General features: G+C 47.2%; 21 protein-coding genes and 1 pseudogene. 8 read left to right on the forward strand and 14 right to left on the reverse strand.

Annotated features, from left to right (window positions below):
- Nucleotides 1–6 precede the first annotated feature (6 nt).
- The 3 genes from ACT3TY_RS03855 to ACT3TY_RS03865 all read left to right on the forward strand — a co-directional run bounded on the left by ACT3TY_RS03855 (nucleotide 7) and on the right by ACT3TY_RS03865 (nucleotide 3,556).
- Nucleotides 7–897, forward strand: coding sequence for a TniB family NTP-binding protein (locus ACT3TY_RS03855; protein WP_176483352.1), 891 nt, complete (start codon nucleotides 7–9; stop codon nucleotides 895–897).
- 20 nt (nucleotides 898–917) lie between these two features.
- On the forward strand, nucleotides 918–1,979 hold the full coding sequence (locus tag ACT3TY_RS03860; RefSeq protein ID WP_192524527.1) for a TniQ family protein: 1,062 nt from the start codon (nucleotides 918–920) through the stop codon (nucleotides 1,977–1,979).
- A gap of 689 nt (nucleotides 1,980–2,668) precedes the next feature.
- Nucleotides 2,669–3,556 carry a hypothetical protein gene (locus ACT3TY_RS03865; protein WP_096277095.1) on the forward strand — a complete coding sequence of 296 codons (888 nt, stop codon included), beginning with the start codon at nucleotides 2,669–2,671 and terminating at the stop codon, nucleotides 3,554–3,556.
- A gap of 146 nt (nucleotides 3,557–3,702) precedes the next feature.
- Here ACT3TY_RS03865 and ACT3TY_RS03870 read toward each other — a convergent pair whose 3' ends face one another.
- Both ACT3TY_RS03870 and ACT3TY_RS03875 read right to left on the reverse strand, forming a co-directional pair.
- Complete coding sequence (locus ACT3TY_RS03870) at nucleotides 3,703–4,041, reverse strand: hypothetical protein (protein WP_141393021.1); 339 nt, start codon at nucleotides 4,039–4,041, stop codon at nucleotides 3,703–3,705.
- 56 nt (nucleotides 4,042–4,097) lie between these two features.
- Nucleotides 4,098–4,598 carry a hypothetical protein gene (locus ACT3TY_RS03875; RefSeq protein WP_141393022.1) on the reverse strand — a complete coding sequence of 167 codons (501 nt, stop codon included), beginning with the start codon at nucleotides 4,596–4,598 and terminating at the stop codon, nucleotides 4,098–4,100.
- Nucleotides 4,599–4,748: 150 nt separating this feature from the next.
- Between ACT3TY_RS03875 and ACT3TY_RS03880 the strand changes: the two genes are divergently transcribed.
- Nucleotides 4,749–5,602 (forward strand): IS5 family transposase gene (locus ACT3TY_RS03880; RefSeq protein WP_172118838.1). Its coding sequence is split into 2 segments (ribosomal slippage): nucleotides 4,749–5,091 and nucleotides 5,091–5,602, totalling 855 coding nucleotides; the frame shifts between segments, so codons are not numbered across the junction.
- A 45-nt stretch (nucleotides 5,603–5,647) separates the two neighbouring features.
- On the opposite strand, the gene ACT3TY_RS03885 is transcribed toward ACT3TY_RS03880, so the two are convergent.
- From ACT3TY_RS03885 to ACT3TY_RS03935, 11 genes are all read right to left on the reverse strand, one after another.
- Complete coding sequence (locus ACT3TY_RS03885; protein ID WP_086961201.1) at nucleotides 5,648–6,610, reverse strand: porin; 963 nt, start codon at nucleotides 6,608–6,610, stop codon at nucleotides 5,648–5,650.
- A 320-nt stretch (nucleotides 6,611–6,930) separates the two neighbouring features.
- Complete coding sequence (locus tag ACT3TY_RS03890; protein WP_016239123.1) at nucleotides 6,931–7,545, reverse strand: ATP-binding cassette domain-containing protein; 615 nt, start codon at nucleotides 7,543–7,545, stop codon at nucleotides 6,931–6,933.
- Nucleotides 7,545–8,309, reverse strand: a complete 765-nt coding sequence (locus tag ACT3TY_RS03895; RefSeq protein WP_016239122.1) for an ATP-binding cassette domain-containing protein — start codon at nucleotides 8,307–8,309, stop codon at nucleotides 7,545–7,547. Before ACT3TY_RS03895 ends, ACT3TY_RS03890 begins: the two co-directional genes overlap by 1 nt.
- The gene (locus ACT3TY_RS03900; RefSeq protein WP_048766754.1) at nucleotides 8,302–9,114 is read right to left on the reverse strand and encodes an alpha-D-ribose 1-methylphosphonate 5-phosphate C-P-lyase PhnJ; all 813 of its coding nucleotides are present in this window, start codon (nucleotides 9,112–9,114) and stop codon (nucleotides 8,302–8,304) included. The genes ACT3TY_RS03895 and ACT3TY_RS03900 overlap by 8 nt, the downstream gene beginning before the upstream one ends.
- The gene (locus ACT3TY_RS03905) at nucleotides 9,111–10,124 is read right to left on the reverse strand and encodes a carbon-phosphorus lyase complex subunit PhnI (protein ID WP_016239120.1); all 1,014 of its coding nucleotides are present in this window, start codon (nucleotides 10,122–10,124) and stop codon (nucleotides 9,111–9,113) included. The genes ACT3TY_RS03900 and ACT3TY_RS03905 overlap by 4 nt, the downstream gene beginning before the upstream one ends.
- Nucleotides 10,124–10,681 (reverse strand): phosphonate C-P lyase system protein PhnH, encoded by a 558-nt coding sequence (gene phnH / locus ACT3TY_RS03910; protein WP_048766753.1) that lies wholly within the window; start codon nucleotides 10,679–10,681, stop codon nucleotides 10,124–10,126. The genes ACT3TY_RS03905 and phnH overlap by 1 nt, the downstream gene beginning before the upstream one ends.
- A gap of 4 nt (nucleotides 10,682–10,685) precedes the next feature.
- On the reverse strand, nucleotides 10,686–11,111 hold the full coding sequence (gene phnG / locus ACT3TY_RS03915; protein ID WP_081194694.1) for a phosphonate C-P lyase system protein PhnG: 426 nt from the start codon (nucleotides 11,109–11,111) through the stop codon (nucleotides 10,686–10,688).
- Between the two features lie 12 nt (nucleotides 11,112–11,123).
- The gene (locus ACT3TY_RS03920) at nucleotides 11,124–11,639 is read right to left on the reverse strand and encodes a hypothetical protein (RefSeq protein WP_019282989.1); all 516 of its coding nucleotides are present in this window, start codon (nucleotides 11,637–11,639) and stop codon (nucleotides 11,124–11,126) included.
- The gene (locus tag ACT3TY_RS03925) at nucleotides 11,632–12,456 is read right to left on the reverse strand and encodes an ABC transporter ATP-binding protein (RefSeq protein ID WP_016239116.1); all 825 of its coding nucleotides are present in this window, start codon (nucleotides 12,454–12,456) and stop codon (nucleotides 11,632–11,634) included. The genes ACT3TY_RS03920 and ACT3TY_RS03925 overlap by 8 nt, the downstream gene beginning before the upstream one ends.
- Nucleotides 12,457–12,458: 2 nt before the next feature.
- Entirely contained in the window at nucleotides 12,459–13,517 is a 1,059-nt protein-coding gene (locus ACT3TY_RS03930; RefSeq protein WP_096277100.1) for a FecCD family ABC transporter permease, read from the reverse strand.
- Nucleotides 13,514–14,608 (reverse strand): ABC transporter substrate-binding protein, encoded by a 1,095-nt coding sequence (locus tag ACT3TY_RS03935; RefSeq protein ID WP_096277102.1) that lies wholly within the window; start codon nucleotides 14,606–14,608, stop codon nucleotides 13,514–13,516. Before ACT3TY_RS03935 ends, ACT3TY_RS03930 begins: the two co-directional genes overlap by 4 nt.
- Before the next feature lie 23 nt (nucleotides 14,609–14,631).
- On the opposite strand from ACT3TY_RS03935, the gene ACT3TY_RS03940 reads away from it, so the two are divergent.
- On the forward strand, nucleotides 14,632–15,618 hold the full coding sequence (locus ACT3TY_RS03940) for a LysR family transcriptional regulator (RefSeq protein WP_225734538.1): 987 nt from the start codon (nucleotides 14,632–14,634) through the stop codon (nucleotides 15,616–15,618).
- A 291-nt stretch (nucleotides 15,619–15,909) separates the two neighbouring features.
- On the opposite strand, the gene ACT3TY_RS03945 is transcribed toward ACT3TY_RS03940, so the two are convergent.
- Complete coding sequence (locus ACT3TY_RS03945) at nucleotides 15,910–16,290, reverse strand: hypothetical protein (RefSeq protein WP_226938656.1); 381 nt, start codon at nucleotides 16,288–16,290, stop codon at nucleotides 15,910–15,912.
- On the opposite strand from ACT3TY_RS03945, the gene ACT3TY_RS03950 reads away from it, so the two are divergent.
- From ACT3TY_RS03950 to ACT3TY_RS03960, 3 genes and pseudogenes are all read left to right on the forward strand, one after another.
- The gene (locus tag ACT3TY_RS03950) at nucleotides 16,284–16,793 is read left to right on the forward strand and encodes a transposase (RefSeq protein WP_193092728.1); all 510 of its coding nucleotides are present in this window, start codon (nucleotides 16,284–16,286) and stop codon (nucleotides 16,791–16,793) included. The genes ACT3TY_RS03945 and ACT3TY_RS03950 overlap by 7 nt on opposite strands.
- Nucleotides 16,794–16,813: 20 nt before the next feature.
- Nucleotides 16,814–16,906: pseudogene (locus tag ACT3TY_RS03955) on the forward strand (hypothetical protein); the annotation flags it as partial.
- Nucleotides 16,907–17,059: 153 nt separating this feature from the next.
- A partial coding sequence (locus tag ACT3TY_RS03960; protein ID WP_444627402.1) for a transposase occupies nucleotides 17,060–17,467 on the forward strand: 408 nt, incomplete at its 3' end.

Genomic DNA, 17,467 nt, shown 5'->3' on the forward strand with positions numbered 1-17,467 from the left:
ATGAATATGGCCCATTTTGATCACCTCAAGCCAGAGATTGCTGAGACACTCACCTGGACGACGGAAGACCGCATTTATTTCGCTCAGCAAAACCATTGGATTTCCTATCCTAGGGCCAAAGAAATCATGACCCGGCTTGAGGATCAATTAGCACATCCCCGTGTACAGCGGATGCCCAACACGTTGCTGGTCGGAGAAAGCGGGAATGGAAAAAGTACATTAATCGACCGTTTCAGAGAAAAGCATCCTGTGAAGATTCTTCCCTCTGGAGAGCCATTAGCACCTGTCATTGTTATGGAAATGCCCTCCGAACCAAATGAGGGGCGTTTTTGGACTGAGTTACTTCTGTCATTAAAGATAGCCCACAGAGATACGGATCCCGTGCAGCGTAAGGAGAACCAAGCTATTTCGGTATTAACTTACGTACAAGCCAGGATGCTCATTATTGATGAAATCCACAATGTGCTACATGGAAGTGCAAGACAACAGAGGCATTTTCTAGGAATGCTTAAAAGATTGAGCAATAAGCTACAGCTTCCGCTTGTAGCCGTCGGTACGCGTGACTCCATTCTCGCGCTGCACACCGATACTCAACTCTCAAGTCGCTTTGAGCCGCTGGCACTACCTCGATGGCAGTTAGATGTTAGCTTCTTGCGCCTCTTGGCCAGCTTTGAACGCTTACTGCCATTAGCTGAGCCCTCTCAGCTGTCTAGTCAGGATATCGCGATAAAGCTACATAGTATGAGTGGGGGCACCATCGGCGGCGTAGCGACCGTGCTTAAAAGAGCGACCGTTAAAGCGATCCGAGATGGTAAAGAGCATATAGACGCTAAGCTTCTTGATAACATCGGCTGGGTTAAACTCTCTGATTATGGCAAGGAGGCGCTTAAACTGTGATCAGAGGAAGCTGGGCGATCATGCTATCACCAGCTAAGAATGAGCTGTTTACTTCGTGGTTGATGCGTAGCGCCTTTGCTCACGGCCTGACCCCCTATCGGTTTGCTAATTACTGGGCTCCATCTATTCCTATCTGGAGCCGTGACATTGATCGTAGTGCCAGTGATGAGCTGCTCTATACCGTGTCGCGCCACTCAGGTTTTGATGTTGCGTCAGTCGAAAGGATGACATTACGTTCAATTGAGCAGAGTTTGGTAAAAATTCATCGTCAGGGAAATGTCCCCTTTCTTCTGTCAGCGGGGATATCTAACAAGGTACGTACCCAGCACGGCCTCCAATATTGTTCCGAATGCTTCAAGGATTATGGGGCCATCTATTATCGTGACTGGCGTTTAGGGTTTATGGTTGTTTGTCCTTACCATGGCGCCATGATGAGCGATGCTTGCCCACGTTGTGATGCGCCATTGATGCCACATCTAAGTACCGTGCAAAGAATGGATCGCTGTACGGTATGTGGGGTGTCGCTTCTTTCTCGCAAGTTACCAACCTTGTGCTGTTCTCCATTAGTGTTAGCTCTTCAATCCCAGCTACTGAAATTAGCGAATGGAACTCCGACTAACTTGCTCCCACAAGCGTCCACCAGTCCGGAAGCTCTGAGTGTCATTCGGGTAATGGCAGGCGTGCTCGCTAATTCGCTACAGCATGATCGACTGAGGCATCATTACGACTTGAAACCCTTCCATCGTCCTTCAAATCAGCGTTGCTTGTATGAGCATCAGCGTGTTGCCTATAGGACTGCAATTTTGGAAACCTTGGCATATTGGCTTCTTGATTGGCCATCGTCATTCCAAGAAGGTTCAAGTGTGCTTGGTCTAACTCAGAGGACATTCATAAAATCTATAATGCCTGCTTTTTTTGCTGAGCAGTTGTCATATCTGCCTGTGGGGGTACGAAGAACGCGCAGCACGAATCAGCAGCCAAAAGGCCCTTGTCTAAATCGGTGCCGACGAACTGAGCTTGTACAGTTCCGCCAGGAAAGAGCTCGACATATATTAAGTTTTTTAGGATACCCATTTTTGTGAGTCATAAGCCCCACTTGCAGTGTGATGACTGTGGTCGATCCATGCTTAAGGCGCAAAGGCGCTACAAAGGGAGCGCTTACTGCTCGACATGTTATGCCCGTGAGTTTAAGAAGAAGACTTGCACTAAATGCGGCGAGTCAGTGCGAGCCCATAAGTATGAAGAGAACCCGGTCTGCGGTGAGTGCCTCAGGCTGCACCGTGTCTGCGCGCGCTGCGATAAGCCGCTGCCGAGAGCCGGTTATCTTATTGGTCACGCTGCGTTTTGCAAAAGCTGCGCTCCGCATGGGCGAGAGGAACATACCTGTTCCCGTTGTGGATGTCTTTCTAGCAGATATTCACGCATCACTAATGGTGAACTTTCAGAGATTATCTGCCAGGCATGCGAAAGGAAGGCCTGCGCATTTGTAACCTGCTCGGTTTGTCGGAAATATCGTCAGCTCCATCAATATGATGTTGAAGGACGAGCTGTTTGTAGAGATTGCAGCGGGCCATATCCAAAAACTCACTCATGTCCTGACTGTGGAGCAGATACTCCCGGTGGTGGCAACGCCCCTTGCCAAGACTGTTCTTTAAAACGCCGTTTAGACCGACGAATAATGCTGAACCTTGAGTTATTTGAAGCTTCTTGGTGTAGAGCGCTATTTCTTGAGTTTTGCTCTTGGGAAAGGCTTCCTAGGCAAGCGGGAAATATGACGACGCGAATAGATAGTTATGCGCGTTTTTTGGTCATACTCGAACGGAATACTTTGTCCGTCAGAGATATTGATCAGCAACACTTATTCAATTTATTTGGAGCTGAAAAGCTTCGCCGTTCTTTTCATGTGGTGAATTTCTTAGTAGAAAAACTAGGCATAGAGTGGGATAACGAAGAGAAAGAGCAAGCGATTGAAAATAAGAGGATTAATGATATTTTGCAATGTTATGAGAAGCAGCCTTGGCATCGTGAGGTCGTCGACTATGCAAAAGAATTGAGTGAGAGAGTTACTTACAAAGAGACACCAATCAAACCTTTGACTGTTAGGAACTATCTGCGAGCAGCTATAGAGCTATTGATGTCAGCCAAGGTATCTTCCATTCAGGAACTTCCCGAAGAAGCTATCGTATCTCATGCTAAGAAAAAGCCAGGGCATTGTGCTTCCTTAGCTGTTTTCAGAACCTTTGCCAAAGATAAATACGCCGTTAATCTCGTGTTACCTGAGAAAAAAAATAAAGGGATAAGCAATAAGCAACACGTTAAAAAAATTAAGGCAGTAATGGAAAAGCTTGTTTCAACACCGAACGAGCGCGAAGCTAAAGCTTTAATGCCTGCAGCAATTTCAATGCTTTATCAGTTGCCATTAAAAAAGGTACTTATGCTTCGCTGTGCACACGTTGTGCAATCCAGCCGAAAGGTGTTCATTACTGTGGATGATGAGCGCTACGAGCTCCTCGGGCCGCTGCCTCATTTAATGAAGGTAGATCAGTTGGGAATCGACCCTGAGGCTTTTATCTTTGCTGGCAGAAGCCGTATGCAGCCTATGAGCACGGGAACTGTGCGGTACCATGTAAAAAAGCTTGAAGCGCAAATAGGAATGTAAGGTGTAGAGCTTGGCCAATGTGAGCCCTATGATAATTCGCATGATAACCATTTGTTATCGCTGACAGGCTGCCACACCTTTGCCATTTTTTTATTCGCATCAAATTGGCTATTCGCTCTAGTGGTCAATACTGATGCCTGTGATTGTTAAATCCGACCTCGCGCTCCACCACCTGAGGAACCGGGACCTTCTACATATTCGAGGTTCAGATCAACTTCAATCCGAACAGGAGGAATACCATAAACCTCATCTTCCAATCTCGACTTTGCATAGTTATTAAGTGCAAATCGCTCGCACAGGTGTCCACCTTCTCGCCATTCTGATTTTGAAAGTCCAAGTACAGTGACTAATCCCAAGCCAGCATGGTAGATTTTGTAAGGCATTGAATTTTGGCTTTCCCTTGTGCCATGAATTATCGGCTCTTGCCAAAAAAGCTCCAAAAAATTTCGCTGCGGTTCAGTAAGATTAGAAATCGTTTGATTCACCATCCCCTTAAAACGATTTTTTTCGAACTCAATAAAAAGTGGACGTACTACAGGGCTCAGCTGGAAAAAAACTCAGCAGCGGGTGCTTGATGTATTTTTGTGATCCAACCCGATTTGCTCAGCCAGCTAACTTCCTTTTCCCGGATATCCATGCGCTGCTCTGATTCAACCAATTCCCGAAGAACTCTGAGTTCTTTGGGATTGAGGTGTGGCAGGGTCATTCTCACCTTTTTTTTAAAGTTGGCCAGATCTCTCTCTTTTCTTAAACTAGCCTTTCGATCATTCTGCAAACTTAAGATCTTGAGACATCCAATTTCAAGCAACCTGACTACAAGGTATGAAACGGAGAACGCTCCAACTGTCAGGAAAAGAATTATGTAATCATCGGGAAAGCCAATATTAGAGAATAGTTTTGAGGCTGGCCTCCAGAGCAATAGAACAAGCAAAACCGTACCTAGTGCTCTAGCTGCTGATGTTACAGATGAGATCGAATCAAAGAATCTAATAGCCCATTCAGGCACAAAACCCCCTAAATTTAACGGTTTATGAGTGCGCATGCGTGCCTTTCTGGCAACAAGCACCTAACTATCTATCTGTAATGCTTCGTTAACTTAGGTGTCCAACATATCCCATTCGTCACCTAGGTTTTGTACGAAAAGTGATATCTGCTAAGTTTTCCCATGCAATAGCTGCATAGGGAGAAAATGATGGTTGGCCGGTACGAGATATCCAATGAGAACTGGGCACAGATTACAGATATTGTGTCGCCAACTCAGGTAATGGGCAGGCCACGGCGGGATGACCGGCAGGTTCTCAATGGCATTTTCTGGGTTCTCTGTTCTGGTGCCAAGTGGCGAGATCTACCCGAGCGATATGGTCCCTGGTCAACCGCCTATGAGCGCTTTCGAAAATGGCGAGATGATGGCACGTTTGAAGCCATTCTTTCCCGCTTACAGCTCAGGCTACGTGAAGATGGACTGATGGACCTGGATACATGGATGATTGATTCGACCTCTATACGCTCCACCCGTGCTGCCGCAGGAGGCGGCAAAAAGGGGGCTCTGAAGAACCCTTAGATCACGCCTTGGGGCGTAGTCGTGGAGGCTTAACTACCAAAATTCATTTGGTTTGCGATCGTCACGGCTGGCCACTGGCGTTCACGCTGTCTCCTGGCCAAGAGGCAGACTCTCGGCACTTTATTTCGACATTAGAGAAGATTTACCTGCCTGGTAACGCTGGGCGACCACGTAAACGTAGTCGCTATATGGTGGCTGACAAAGGATATGACAGCGATGAGTTGCGCCATTATTGCGACAGGCACGGCATGAAACCGGTAATAGCGCAGCGCAACATGCATCGAAGAATACGGCCAGGTCTACCTAGACGGTTTGATAAGCCTAAATACCGGCAACGAAATGCAGTAGAGCGCTGTTTTAGTTGGCTGAAGGAGTCACGCCGTATCGCCACACGCTACGATAAGTTAGCAAGCAGCTTTAGAGCGATGGTATGCGTGGCGTGCATAGGCCTCTGCTTGCGAGCCGACTTTTCGTACAGAACCTAGAACCCAACGCAGCGCTGATAACTGTATTAATGGGCTCTGTGAAACTTAGAAATCGTATCGAACCCCTAAAGCCCACCAATCCTTATCAATCGCATTGATCTCCCTATCTGTACTGCTAGCATATTCTAAATATACAAACATTGGATCACTAAGCCGGTAGCTGCCACCCGCAACGTATTGGACGTCACTCAAATTCATGTCACTATTTTCCATATAGCTGACGTTCCCGTATATTTTGCCTTCTGAGTAACTAAAAACGGGTGCTATACCATAATGACGAATATCTCCCTGCTCTTCAAATAACGCACCGACACTTAGCTGTGGAGATATTTTGTAGGTTACGCTTGCCCCGAGTAGAGCATCATCATCACCTTCTGCTTCATCATAGCCAGCGGCAAAACGTACCGGGCCTGTTTCATAGGCTACATATCCCATTAGGTTAAGTGTTTCTTCTTCACCTGCATCTTCATCTTCTGGATCGAGCTTTCCAGCGACACCCAGGCTGAAGCCATCGAAACTTTGGGATTCAAAAGAGATAGAGTTTCCACGGGCGCGGGCACCACCTTTTGCCAAGGCTCGCCAATCCACAGTATTTCTTACATTGATAACCTTGGATATGTTCTGATAATAGATGGAGTCAAAGTTACCAACCTTTACGGCTCCGACGTCTTCAAATCGTAGCCCTACATATGTGTTCCTTATATCATCAATGACGTTAGGCCGTGCCTCGTCACGATCATTAGCGGTGAATCTAAACTCGGCTCTTATAAAACCCTCTAGCTTAGGATTTATCCTATGTCCAGCTTTAAAGCCAAGGCGTGAACCTTCTTCACTAATATAGTCGTTACCGTCATCGTTGTTTAACGTCAAGTGTATACGGCCATATAGGTCAAAGTAAGTTTCTCCGTCTTCATACACATTGAATGCCTGTGTGGTTCCTGAAAACCCTAAACCTGCTACTAGTGCCAATGTAGAAATGCCATGGCATTTTTTGTTGTTCAACAACATGTTTACTCCCTGATTTATCTTTTTGAGTTTGTTTTTACACTGCCGTGAGATTTTTTTTCTTTTTGGCCCTCCTCTTTTTTATTAAATGTTGTATGGCGTAGGCATTAATAAGCCGCTCACTCAGCCAAAGCGGGAGACTTTTTCATTGAATTTCCTTTGCGAGAAATTCTACTTTAAAGCACTACGGTTTGGTGGGGGGATTACCAGTGTGACTGAGGTATCGGCATGAACGAAGTTTAGGCAACCTACACTCAACGCAGATCCCAATAAAATTTTTTTCATTATGAGTACTTTTCCAGGTTAAATTAAATGTAGACGGTTTAACCGTCTAAAGAGATTGACTGATCCACCCAACTGGCACTCGTATGACTGGTGTAAATAACCAGTTTCTGAGCGGCTTTAGCCTGTAATAAAAGCGTGCTCACCTGATGACTACGCTCTGGATCCAATCCTGTACAGGGCTCATCTAAAAGTAAGATTGGAGGAGAAGAAAAATAAGCGTGAAGCAACATAAAACGCTGTAGTTCACCACCAGAGACATCACAGGCATAGCGAGAGAGTAAGCTAGGAGAGAGGTCCAGCAGTCTTAGTCCGTCGAGTACTGTCTTTGTGGGGACTAGAGCAAACCAATCCACAAGTTTTTCGCGAGGTAGTACGGTAGGATGTTGCCCTACGTACGACATTAATCGTGAGCGTAGAAATGCAAAGTGGGCGGGTGTCATTGTGCTTGGTGTGAACTGCTGATCGTGGGTTCGTATGCACAAGTGTGCCGTTCCTAAGCTTCGACTTCCCCAAATTCGTGAGAGCAAAGTCGATTTTCCTGAGCCTGACGCTCCCCAGATCTGTACGATCTGCCCTGTTTGTGCCGTTATGCGAAGTGGCCCATGATGTATGCCATTGCCTTCATACTGCAAAATCACAGTTGGTTTATTCATTAAATCATTGCCTTAACAAGAGCTTGGGCGATGAGATGCTCAGGCTCAGTAAGCAAACGATCCATAATGGATTCGCTGACGATGCGGCCTTGATCCATCACGATGGCCCGATCAGCAATGAGTCGAGCTAGACGTAAGTCATGAGTCACAAACACCATGGCAGTCTGTGTTTGGTTTCTCAAATTAGAGAGCACATCTAAAAAATCTGCTTGAGCGACTGAGTCGAGACCAGCAGTGGGTTCATCTAAAAATAAAATGCTCGGCTGATGGATCATGGCCGCAGCGATTTGTACGCGTTGGCGCATCCCTCCCGAAAAGTTCTTCACTGGCTCATGTAATCGTTCTGGACATAAACCAAGTCGCTGGCCCCATTTTTGTGCTTGTTTGAGTGCATCAACCGCACGGTTGTCACCTAAATCAAAAAGACGACGTACGATATTAGTGGCGGCACTTTGTCTCAGGTTTAGGGTTGTGCTGGCATCCTGAGCCACATAGCCACACGCCCGCCGACGTAAAAGGTTAGTTTGATAAAGACTGGTACGTAGTAAATCCTGGCCTAAAAGGGAAAGAGCCTGACAGTTGTTAGATAGCTGTCGTCCAGCAAGTATATTCAGAAGACTTGATTTTCCAGCACCTGAGGGGCCGACTAAAGCGAGAACCTCGGAAGGATAAAGCTTGAGGTGACAATCCGACAAAATACGGTGCCCAGCTATTTCAAGTGAGATAGCCTGTGCTGTCAGCACGGGATCTGGCAAGCTAAACATGAGCGCGCTCCTTGCATGCTTCGGAGTCGGAACATACCCAATGGGGGGTGTTTGACGTACCAATATTATCCAAATAATGAATAGATGAGCCGCAGATACAACATGCTGTATCGACTTTTTTCAGGCTAGCAGGCAGGTCAACAAAAGCTAAGTTTGCTAAGGGTGTATAGGCAGGCAATGCATAAATTCGTCGCTCGCGTGCGGCGCCAAAAATCTGAATAGCAGGCATCATCGCCATGCGGGGGTTATCCATAGCAGGAATAGGCGACGGTGACATTAAGACCCCATCATTAACAATCACAGGGTGGTCGTATCCTAAGCACGCCTCATCTTGTTGCAACCATGTTTCAAATAGAGCGCTTAACACGACACCGTAATCATGATGTGCGTGCCGTGTCAGTGCTTCGGCCGCATCATTAATAAATCCACGTAGAGGGTCAGGTCGAGGAACTTGGTACACCACAATTTGCTCTTCCCGCAACGGGCTTTCAGGGACTCGCTGACGCGTTTGAATGAGAGTAGCCTTTGAGCTTGTTGTCGTAATTGATATGTTTGCCGTTTTAGTAAAAAAATCCGCGATATTCAGGGCATTAACGGTATCATCCGAACCATGATCGACTACCTTTAACGTGTCATTCGGTTCTAATAAGGCAGCGGTAATAGCCATGCCTCCTACCCCCCAACCATAGGCAATGGGTAGCTCAGGAGCTGAGAAAGGTATTTGACGTCCAGGTAGACAGAGTGCTTTTAGGGTTTTACGACGTATTTCTTGTTTGGACGGTAGATCAAGGTAGGCATAATTCATATTTCCTCCTTAGCCTGAACTCGGCGTAAACGCGCTAAATCAGCATCAAAGTCAGAGTAATGAGGTAATTTCAAATGGCTGACATAGCCGGATGCAGCGACTCCGTCGGTATGCATGAGTGCATCACTGGTAGCACCCTCAATTTTAAAGTGCTGATCTACGATTGCCATGGCGACGGCTTTACGCTCGTTAGCTCCAAAAGCAATACCAAAACCCGCTTCTAAATGTGGAGATGAGCTAAAATTTGGAGCCACAGTAGTGCAGGCAGTTAACTCAACCTCACCAATGGATACGGTTAAATTGAGGTCTTCCAGCTCTACGAATATTTCAACGCTCCCTCTCATTAATTGCGCTACATAGGGATGACTCGTTGAGGCTTTACGCAAACTCTCGTAAGCTAATCCAGTTAAGTAGCCTTCTTCGCCACGAGCGAGATGAGCGAGACGCTCGCAAGGATCAGGTAAAGAAGGCAAAACAGTTCGCGTAATGTCTATCGGAGCTTTAGATATTTCGGTGCGGATAAGATCTGCGTACAGTGGCTCAGAGCTAGAGGGCGATGAGGGAGCTGTTATCACTGATTTAGGTAACTCGCACTGAGGGCGAGAGTGTTCTAAATCCATATTCAGTAAGCGGTGGGTGTAGTCGTAAGTGGCGCCTAAAATTTGCCCTCCAGCCAACTCTTTTTGCGTGGCGGAAATGTGGCGACTGTAATGCATTGTTTTTAGATCTATGTTTTGGCTTGAGCCAAAATTGGCTAATTGCGCGCGATGAGCACGTACGAGAAATACCGCTTCGGCAATGTCTCCCTGAGCTTGCTTAAAGGCAATAGCAGCAAAACGTCGATCGTATAAGCCCCCCTCACTCATGATCCGATCAAGAGCTAACGACATTTGTGCCATGATTTGATTAATTTCAATCTCGGGGATTGTGTCGTCGCCTCGGCGACTCCGTTCTACGGCTATACGGGAAGCAGCAATTGCTTGTTCACCACCCTTTACTGGTACGTACATTAAATGATCTCCAAAGTTAAGTGACGTGGTAATACAACCAGCTGCGTGTCAGCGCATAGTAGTAGGTCCACTCCACGCGGGTAATCGGCACGAAAAGCAATATGATCAATGACTACATTTTGATGTAACCCTGAAAAATATAAAGTGTGTGGTTTGTTGAGTCCTGCACCGGTGGCTCGTATAGCAAGCCCCCCGTTTGTAGGTGATATGGCGGCTATTTCCATGACAAGGGTTGCCCCACTTTCAGGCGCCTCACGGCTTCCTGCTGGAATATGTTGTAAGTGATGCCGTTGAGAACCTGCAAAAACCCATTCGGGAGTTTGGCTCAAGGTTGCGCCTGTATTCAAAATACGGCTTGTTAATTCCTTATTTTCCACCTCAATAGCTACCGTCGTTTGGCTGTCTAGAAGGCAGTCAACGATGCAATGAATAGCACGCTCTTCTAGTTGCTGTATGCGCATTGGGTAACCAAAGGCATGCAGTAGTCGCCGATAAGTACGCGTCTGCCGATGTAACTCATCGTCATGTCTGTGCTCAGATCGTAAAGGTATTTTCATGATTCTAAGTTTTTTGTGTGGTGTAGAAACGTACAGAAGTAGCAGCCGTCAGCTGCTCCCTCTCAGCCTTTTTTAGCTCTAACTGTTGGCGTATAGGGTGCAGCACCAGCTCACGTTGGTGGGAGGGGGCCGTTTGTAGAAAGGCGTCTAGATAGGCCGCTAACTCCGCTTTGCGTAGATCGGAGCCCAAATGTACTGCGTAACCTTGAATTTTCCCAATAGCGATTACGCAGCGAGTACAAGAAGCCTCACCAAACTGAAATGACACTGAGGCCTTACAAGCTTGTGTATTGAGCTGCACCAACCCCGTTTCAGGGCCAGCGAGTTTTTGTATAGGCACACCCGGATTGTAAGTAGCCCAGATATTTTCCAGATAATCTCGGTTAGCTCGGGCAAGTAGCCCGAGCCAAGTTTGACGTTCTTGACTCATGGCTATGACTTATTACGATAATACGGTAGCGTTGTAAATATCTTCTGCGGGCTGGACTAACAAGCGTTCTCCCATTTCGAGCTTCATTTCAGCCAAAATGATCTCTTCTTCTGGTGAGCGGTCTTTCTTGCGTGCTAACTGAATGAACTCGGGGCGTACGTGTCCGGGACGGATGGTGATTTCAACAGCGGTGCCACGGTACTCGAAACGGAAGTAATAACGACCACCGGGGGACTCTTCTTCTTCGAGCCCTACTGAGTTATCAACAATGTAGCGACCCTCAGTAAGACCGCGGGTAACAAACTCAATCGCATCTCTACCCCCTGGGCCTCCAAAGGCTGTGACACAGCGAATTTCACGTCGTTCAGGCAAACGACCATTATCTAGCAAGGGCCAGGCTCGCTGCATAACTTTTAGCCCGTGGGCTACACCACCCGGATAACCGGCACCGTGGTATTTTAATAACTCATCAAAGTGGACTGTAAATTCATGTCCATTTTCCAGATAGGAGATTGTATCGTTACTCATTGTATTTACCTTTGTTTAGAGGATAAGAAATGGGCATATCTTGATCCGGTTCACGTATTCCAAAAACCGGGCAGATTGTGCTTTGAAAATGTTCTCCCGTTTGCACCATTAGACGGCGTAGTCTGACGTTGTATAAACGGGATAACTCAGACTCGGTTAACAGCTCATCAGCTGGACCAAATTTAATCTGATCGTTGGTGTGCATCAGCAGTACTTTGTCTGCGAGATGCAGAGCGTGTTGCGGATGGTGAGTGGTAAAAACGACCGAATGGCTACGTACTCGGCGTAACTCGAATAAGACGTTAAGCAATAAGTCCTGATTAGCTAAATCTAAAGCTGAAGCCGGCTCATCAAGTATGAGTACCTCAGCACCAGTAGCTAAAGCACGAGCAAGCAACACTAATTGGCGCTCGCCGCCGGATAGAGAGCCATATAAACGATAAGCAAAATGCCCTCCGCCTACTTTTTCCAATGCTTCAAGAGCTAGCTTACGATCCCGCTGTGAAGGAAGGCTGAACATGGGAAGCAAGGCGGCTCGTGCCATGAGTACCACATCGAGGCAACAATGGTTTTCACTACCGTATTGGTATTGAGGTACATAGCCGATGAGGTGGGGTACCTGCCGTTGTCCTTGATCTAAACGTTGTGAGCCTAATAGAGCTTTTAGCAACGTAGTCTTACCGCGTCCGTTTGGGCCCAAAATGGCCAACGTTTCGCCCTTTTGTACGTTAAAACTTAAATCCTGAAAAATCACACGTTCACTAAAACGTACGCACGCTCCAGTTAAACTGAGATGAGAGGTAAAGACGGTTTGCATGATTAAGCCCTTTCACGTCGACGAGTGCATAGTAAGTACACAAAGACGGGGGCGCCAACTAGAGCTGTGAGTACGCCTAAAGGAATCTCTGCAGCAGTTAAACTACGAGCCAACGTATCAGTCAAAATCATGAAAGTGGCACCCAGCATAAGACTCGTGAAATAGAGCCGGCGGTGATCTTCGCCTACTAACATACGAGCAAAGTGTGGGATTACGAGTCCTACCCACCCCACTACGCCCGATGCGGTTACGCAGGCGCCGATAATGATAGAAATCAACGCGAAGACGATCATCCGGGAGCGTGCAACATGGATGCCAAACGACTTAGCTTCGTCGTCACCCATAGCGAGTACAGCAATGCGATAGCGCATTCTATTCAGTAGGTAAATGCTGGCAATGAGTATAGGAGCAGTTTGTGCAAATTTTTCCCAACTCGCCGTTGCAAAGCTTCCCATCAGCCAAAAGACGATGGCAGGTAAACTCGTTTCTGGATCCGCGGCATATTGAACTAACGAAATACCTGCTGCAAATAAAGCATCAATAACAATTCCAGCAAGCACAATAGTCATCAAAGTACGACCCGCCATATTTGAAATCAGCACTACTAAAAACAGAGCAGCAAATGCTGATACAAACGTAGCCCCCATCAGTAGCGGCCCCCCTACTCCAGCCAAAATTGCCAGTGATCCTCCTAATGCTGAACCTGAGGATAAACCTAGCACTTTAGGTGAAACGAGAGGGTTACGAAATAAGGTTTGTAAGGCTACCCCGCAGATGGCAAGCCCAGCCCCACATACTCCTGCCAATAATATGCGCGGCAAGCGTACATTCAAGATCACCAACGCATCCATATGCTGTGAGTTATCACCTCGTAAGGCTGCATATAGGATGGCTACAATCTCATCTAGCGCTACGCTGTATCGACCTACTGATAGCCCGATTAGCACAGTCGCTATAAGCAGTAGGGACAAAAGAGGCCAATGACTAGCACGCCAAGTGCTCAGGGTAACTGGCTCAACCATTTCTGAGGACGAGTGAATCGATCGCGTATATGTGTTCATTGTTTACGAAACACTTGATAACCGTGACTGTCGCCGTTCATAGCAATACGCAGAATTCGATCTATCTGCTCATCCGATAGGTCAAAGTTATAAAGTAATTTGAAGCCTTCTTTTAATTCGTGACGTAGGTCAAAAGAGAAAATATCGGGATGAGTAAGATTGGCCAGCCACATCCATGTGTAGGGGCTTTCATGGGAAGCACTATCCCAGATATATCCACCTTGAGGTGTCTTATAAACGCGTTTTTGTACGGCGGCATTTAAGCGAGAAAGTAATGGGTCGTCGTATATCGCTTCTAATCCAGCATCCGTCTCTGCTGCGGAAAGTAAGATAATATCTGGGTTCCATTCAAGAATCTGTTCCACGCTAACAGTGCTTTGTACGCCAGCTCCTTGAGCTACATTTTTAGCGCCAACCAGCTCGATGAAGGTTTGTTGATAACTTTTCTCACCAGTAGCAGTCAACTTGGATTTGGCAGAGCGCAAATGCAAAATGCTTGGTGTTGCATGAAAGCCTACTTGTTTTAAACCAGTAGTAATTTCACTTTGTACACGGTCACGCCAATCAATAAGCTTTGACAGTTTTTCAGTATTACCCGTGATATCAGCCACCATTTTCATATTGGCTCGGGCCAGCTCTTCTGTACCCGCATTGCCACCGCCTACCATTAGAGCAACGGGCAAACCTGCATTGCGAAGTGGAGCTACGATATCATCGCCGCGCTCACCCCACTGGATGACTAAATCCGGTTTAAGTTCTGCGATGGCCTCTACGTTGGGCATCCAACCACCGTTTTCCGACAAAATGTCACTGGAGATATCAACAGCTTCAGGAAACATAACGCTCATCATACCGCTCTCAAAGGCTCGTTTAGAGCCCTCATTCATACCCACTAACAGCTCGGTAGAACCATCTATTGCGATGAAGGTAGCTGCAGCTGGATTGGGCAGAGTAATGATACGTCTAGGAGGGGCTTCTAACTTAATTTCCTGTCCGGTTACATCAGTAAAGTTAAATTCTTGCGCTGACAAGTTACCTGATAACAAAGTTGTCGCTACTAGCACGGCAAAGCAACGGGGTATTGAGGTCATAACCTCTCCAATTAAGAATGAGATTGACTATCATTTTGATTAAAAATATTATAGCCAGTGTTTCATCAATTGGAATCGAAATGTTTATGACGGTGCGTGAAGTAATTTCGAACAAGCTAGCAGCAGTGTCTGTGCGTGACTTGCTTTTAGTTGAGGCCGTCGCAATGAAACGTAGTTTTCGTTATGCGGCCATAGACATGGGTATTTCGACCTCGGGCTTGTCTTATCAAGTAAAAAAAGTAGAGGAAATTCTCGGACAGCCCATTTTTGAAAGGGGGAGTAAAATAACACCCACTGCCTTTGGAAAGGAAGTTTTAGACTTAATCGCCGTAATTTTAGAAGGCGTGACTCGGCTTGAGGGGTTACGTGATGATGGCTTAGCTCTTCCCTTTGGGCAAACCTTACGTATTGGAGTGATTTCCTCACTGGCACCGGATAACTTGTTACGGATTATCCAGATTTGTGCTCACCGTTCAGGTAAAACTAAAGTCGAGTTGGTTAGTGGCAAGCATCAAGGTCTGTTACGGCGTTTACAGAACCGTGAAATTGATTTGCTAATTAGTGCAGCACAGTCGGTTCCTGAGGGGATGGCATATACAAGCTTATTCAAGGAACACTTTGTCTTACTAGTGCGAGCCGATAAACTTCAGCCTGAACTCCATCCTCTTATGCTCTGTGAGCCTGGATTACTACCACTTAGCGAGGATGATTTTGTTCCATCGCTAATTACTGAAGGCTTAAGTAAATTATTAAGCTCCGGCTTGACTCGTACATATGGCCTTGGTGTTGAGCATCGAATGGCTTTAGTTGCCGCAGGTTATGGTCATGCATTATTGCCGTATGGCTGGGTAAGAGATGTACATTTACCGGATCATTTAGCAGTGATGGAGCTTCCTCCCGCTTTATCGGCAGAGCGTGAATTAGGTTGCTTTTGGCGTCACTCATACATGATGGGGAGTCAAATTTCTCAGGCTTTTAGTGAAGCATGGATTACCTCTGCTATCAGGTAGTCGCGCCCATTATTCCTATGCTTTTGAGGCGAAATGGCTGATGCTGACATGAGTAGCCTCGCAAATAATGGTTATTAAACCCACGTGAGCATATTCAGACTAACATCAACGCCGGTAAAGGCATGGCCCTATGGGGGTATAGCGGGCGACCCATTGCACATGACATAGCCCCTTTCCACGGATAGCTCTTCATAATAACTTAAGTCACCTTTAGGGGGAGCTCTGATTATCTTTTTTGCTCGTTTGAAGCGTGTCGATTGTTATTGCCACTACCCCATATTGGTCTACTCACTATCCATGTGTGACTCCTCGCACCTCATCTAGAGCGGCATCAATAACGAGATCAGGGTCTGTAGCTATCAGATCCTGGGGCCTTAGCCCGCCAAGATAGCTGTTTATCGACTGAAACCAAAAGGCCATTCCCCATCCGTCTTTATCCTCTTTGAAGATGTCGATGATTTTCGACATGACGCGATACGGTCGGTAGCCAGCATCCTTCTCAAGCCCAAACGCTGGGTAGTAATCGGTGCCGTGGTCATTGATAGTAAAAATATCACCTTGTTGTTTCCACTGAGCAGGATGAACACTATCCCCCTTTGTCAGCCTTGTTGTCCGGTTGGTGATATCGCCTAAATCTAATCCAGAGGGAGCGGCATGGAGTCCTTGTGCCACGTTATTCTGCAGAGCGTAAAGCAGCCGTCCTGAAGAAGTTGTTACCACCCCATAATCACAGTGTGGCATCGGTAGCAACAGAGGAAGGCATCTCTGACGCGACGCTGTATAGTTGGCTAAAACAGTGTCGAGTAAAAGGAGTGCCTGTGCCGGGTTACACCCAAGGCGACAGCGAATGGTCGCCCGACGCCAAGCTCGCCGTGGTCATCGAAACCGCCACCCTGTCAGAGGCGGAGCTTGGCGCTTACTGCCGCGAAAAAGGCCTTTATCCCGAGCAAATTCAACAGTGGAAAGCGGCTTGCCTCGAAGGCGCTGGTCGGCAAGAAGATCAGGAAAAAGCGGCGCAAAAGCAACGTAAAGAAGACCGTAAGACCATCAAGCAACTCAAAGCGGAAGTGCGACGCAAAGACAAGGTAGTGGCAGAGACGACGTCGTTACTGGTGCTCTCAAAAAAGCTCGACGCCTTGTACAGCGAAGATCCCGACAGCGGCGAGGACGACTAACGCCGCTCGACGAACGTGCAAGGCTTATCGCGCTATTTGACGAAGCGGTTATGGGGGGCGCTTCCCGCTATCAAGCAGCCGATATTATCGATGTAAGCGAGCGCACACTAAAGCGTTGGCGATCTGAGTGTGGCACTGTTGTTGAGGATCAGCGTCCACAGGCGGCACAAGGGAGGCAGCCGCATCAGCTGACGCATGAGGAAAAGCAGACCATTTTGAACACGTGTCATCGTCCCGAGTATCAGAGCTTGCCGCCGTCTCAAATCGTGCCCTTACTGGCAGACAACGGCGTCTATCTGGCCTCCGAATCGTCGTTTTATCGGGTCTTGAAAAAGCATCACCAGCAGCATCATCGTGGCCGTACGAAAGCACGCCGCACAGTACCCGCGCCGACCAGTTTTACGGCGACAGGGCCGAACCAGGTTTGGAGCTGGGATATTAGCTATTGCGCCTCCGTTGTACGAGGCCAGCACTGGTATCTCTACCTGATCATGGATATCTACAGCCGCAAAATCATTGCCTGGGAAGTTCATGAGACGGAATCGGGCGACTTGGCTAAACAGCTGATGGAGCGTGCATTATTGCGTGAGAAATGCTGGCATCAGCCGCCGGTGTTGCACTCGGATAATGGCGCGCCGATGACGTCCTATACGCTCAAAGCGAGGTTAACCGAA

The sequence above is a fragment of the Halomonas sp. AOP22-C1-8 genome, assembly GCF_052378905.1.
Lineage (GTDB): Bacteria > Pseudomonadota > Gammaproteobacteria > Pseudomonadales > Halomonadaceae > Vreelandella > Vreelandella citrativorans.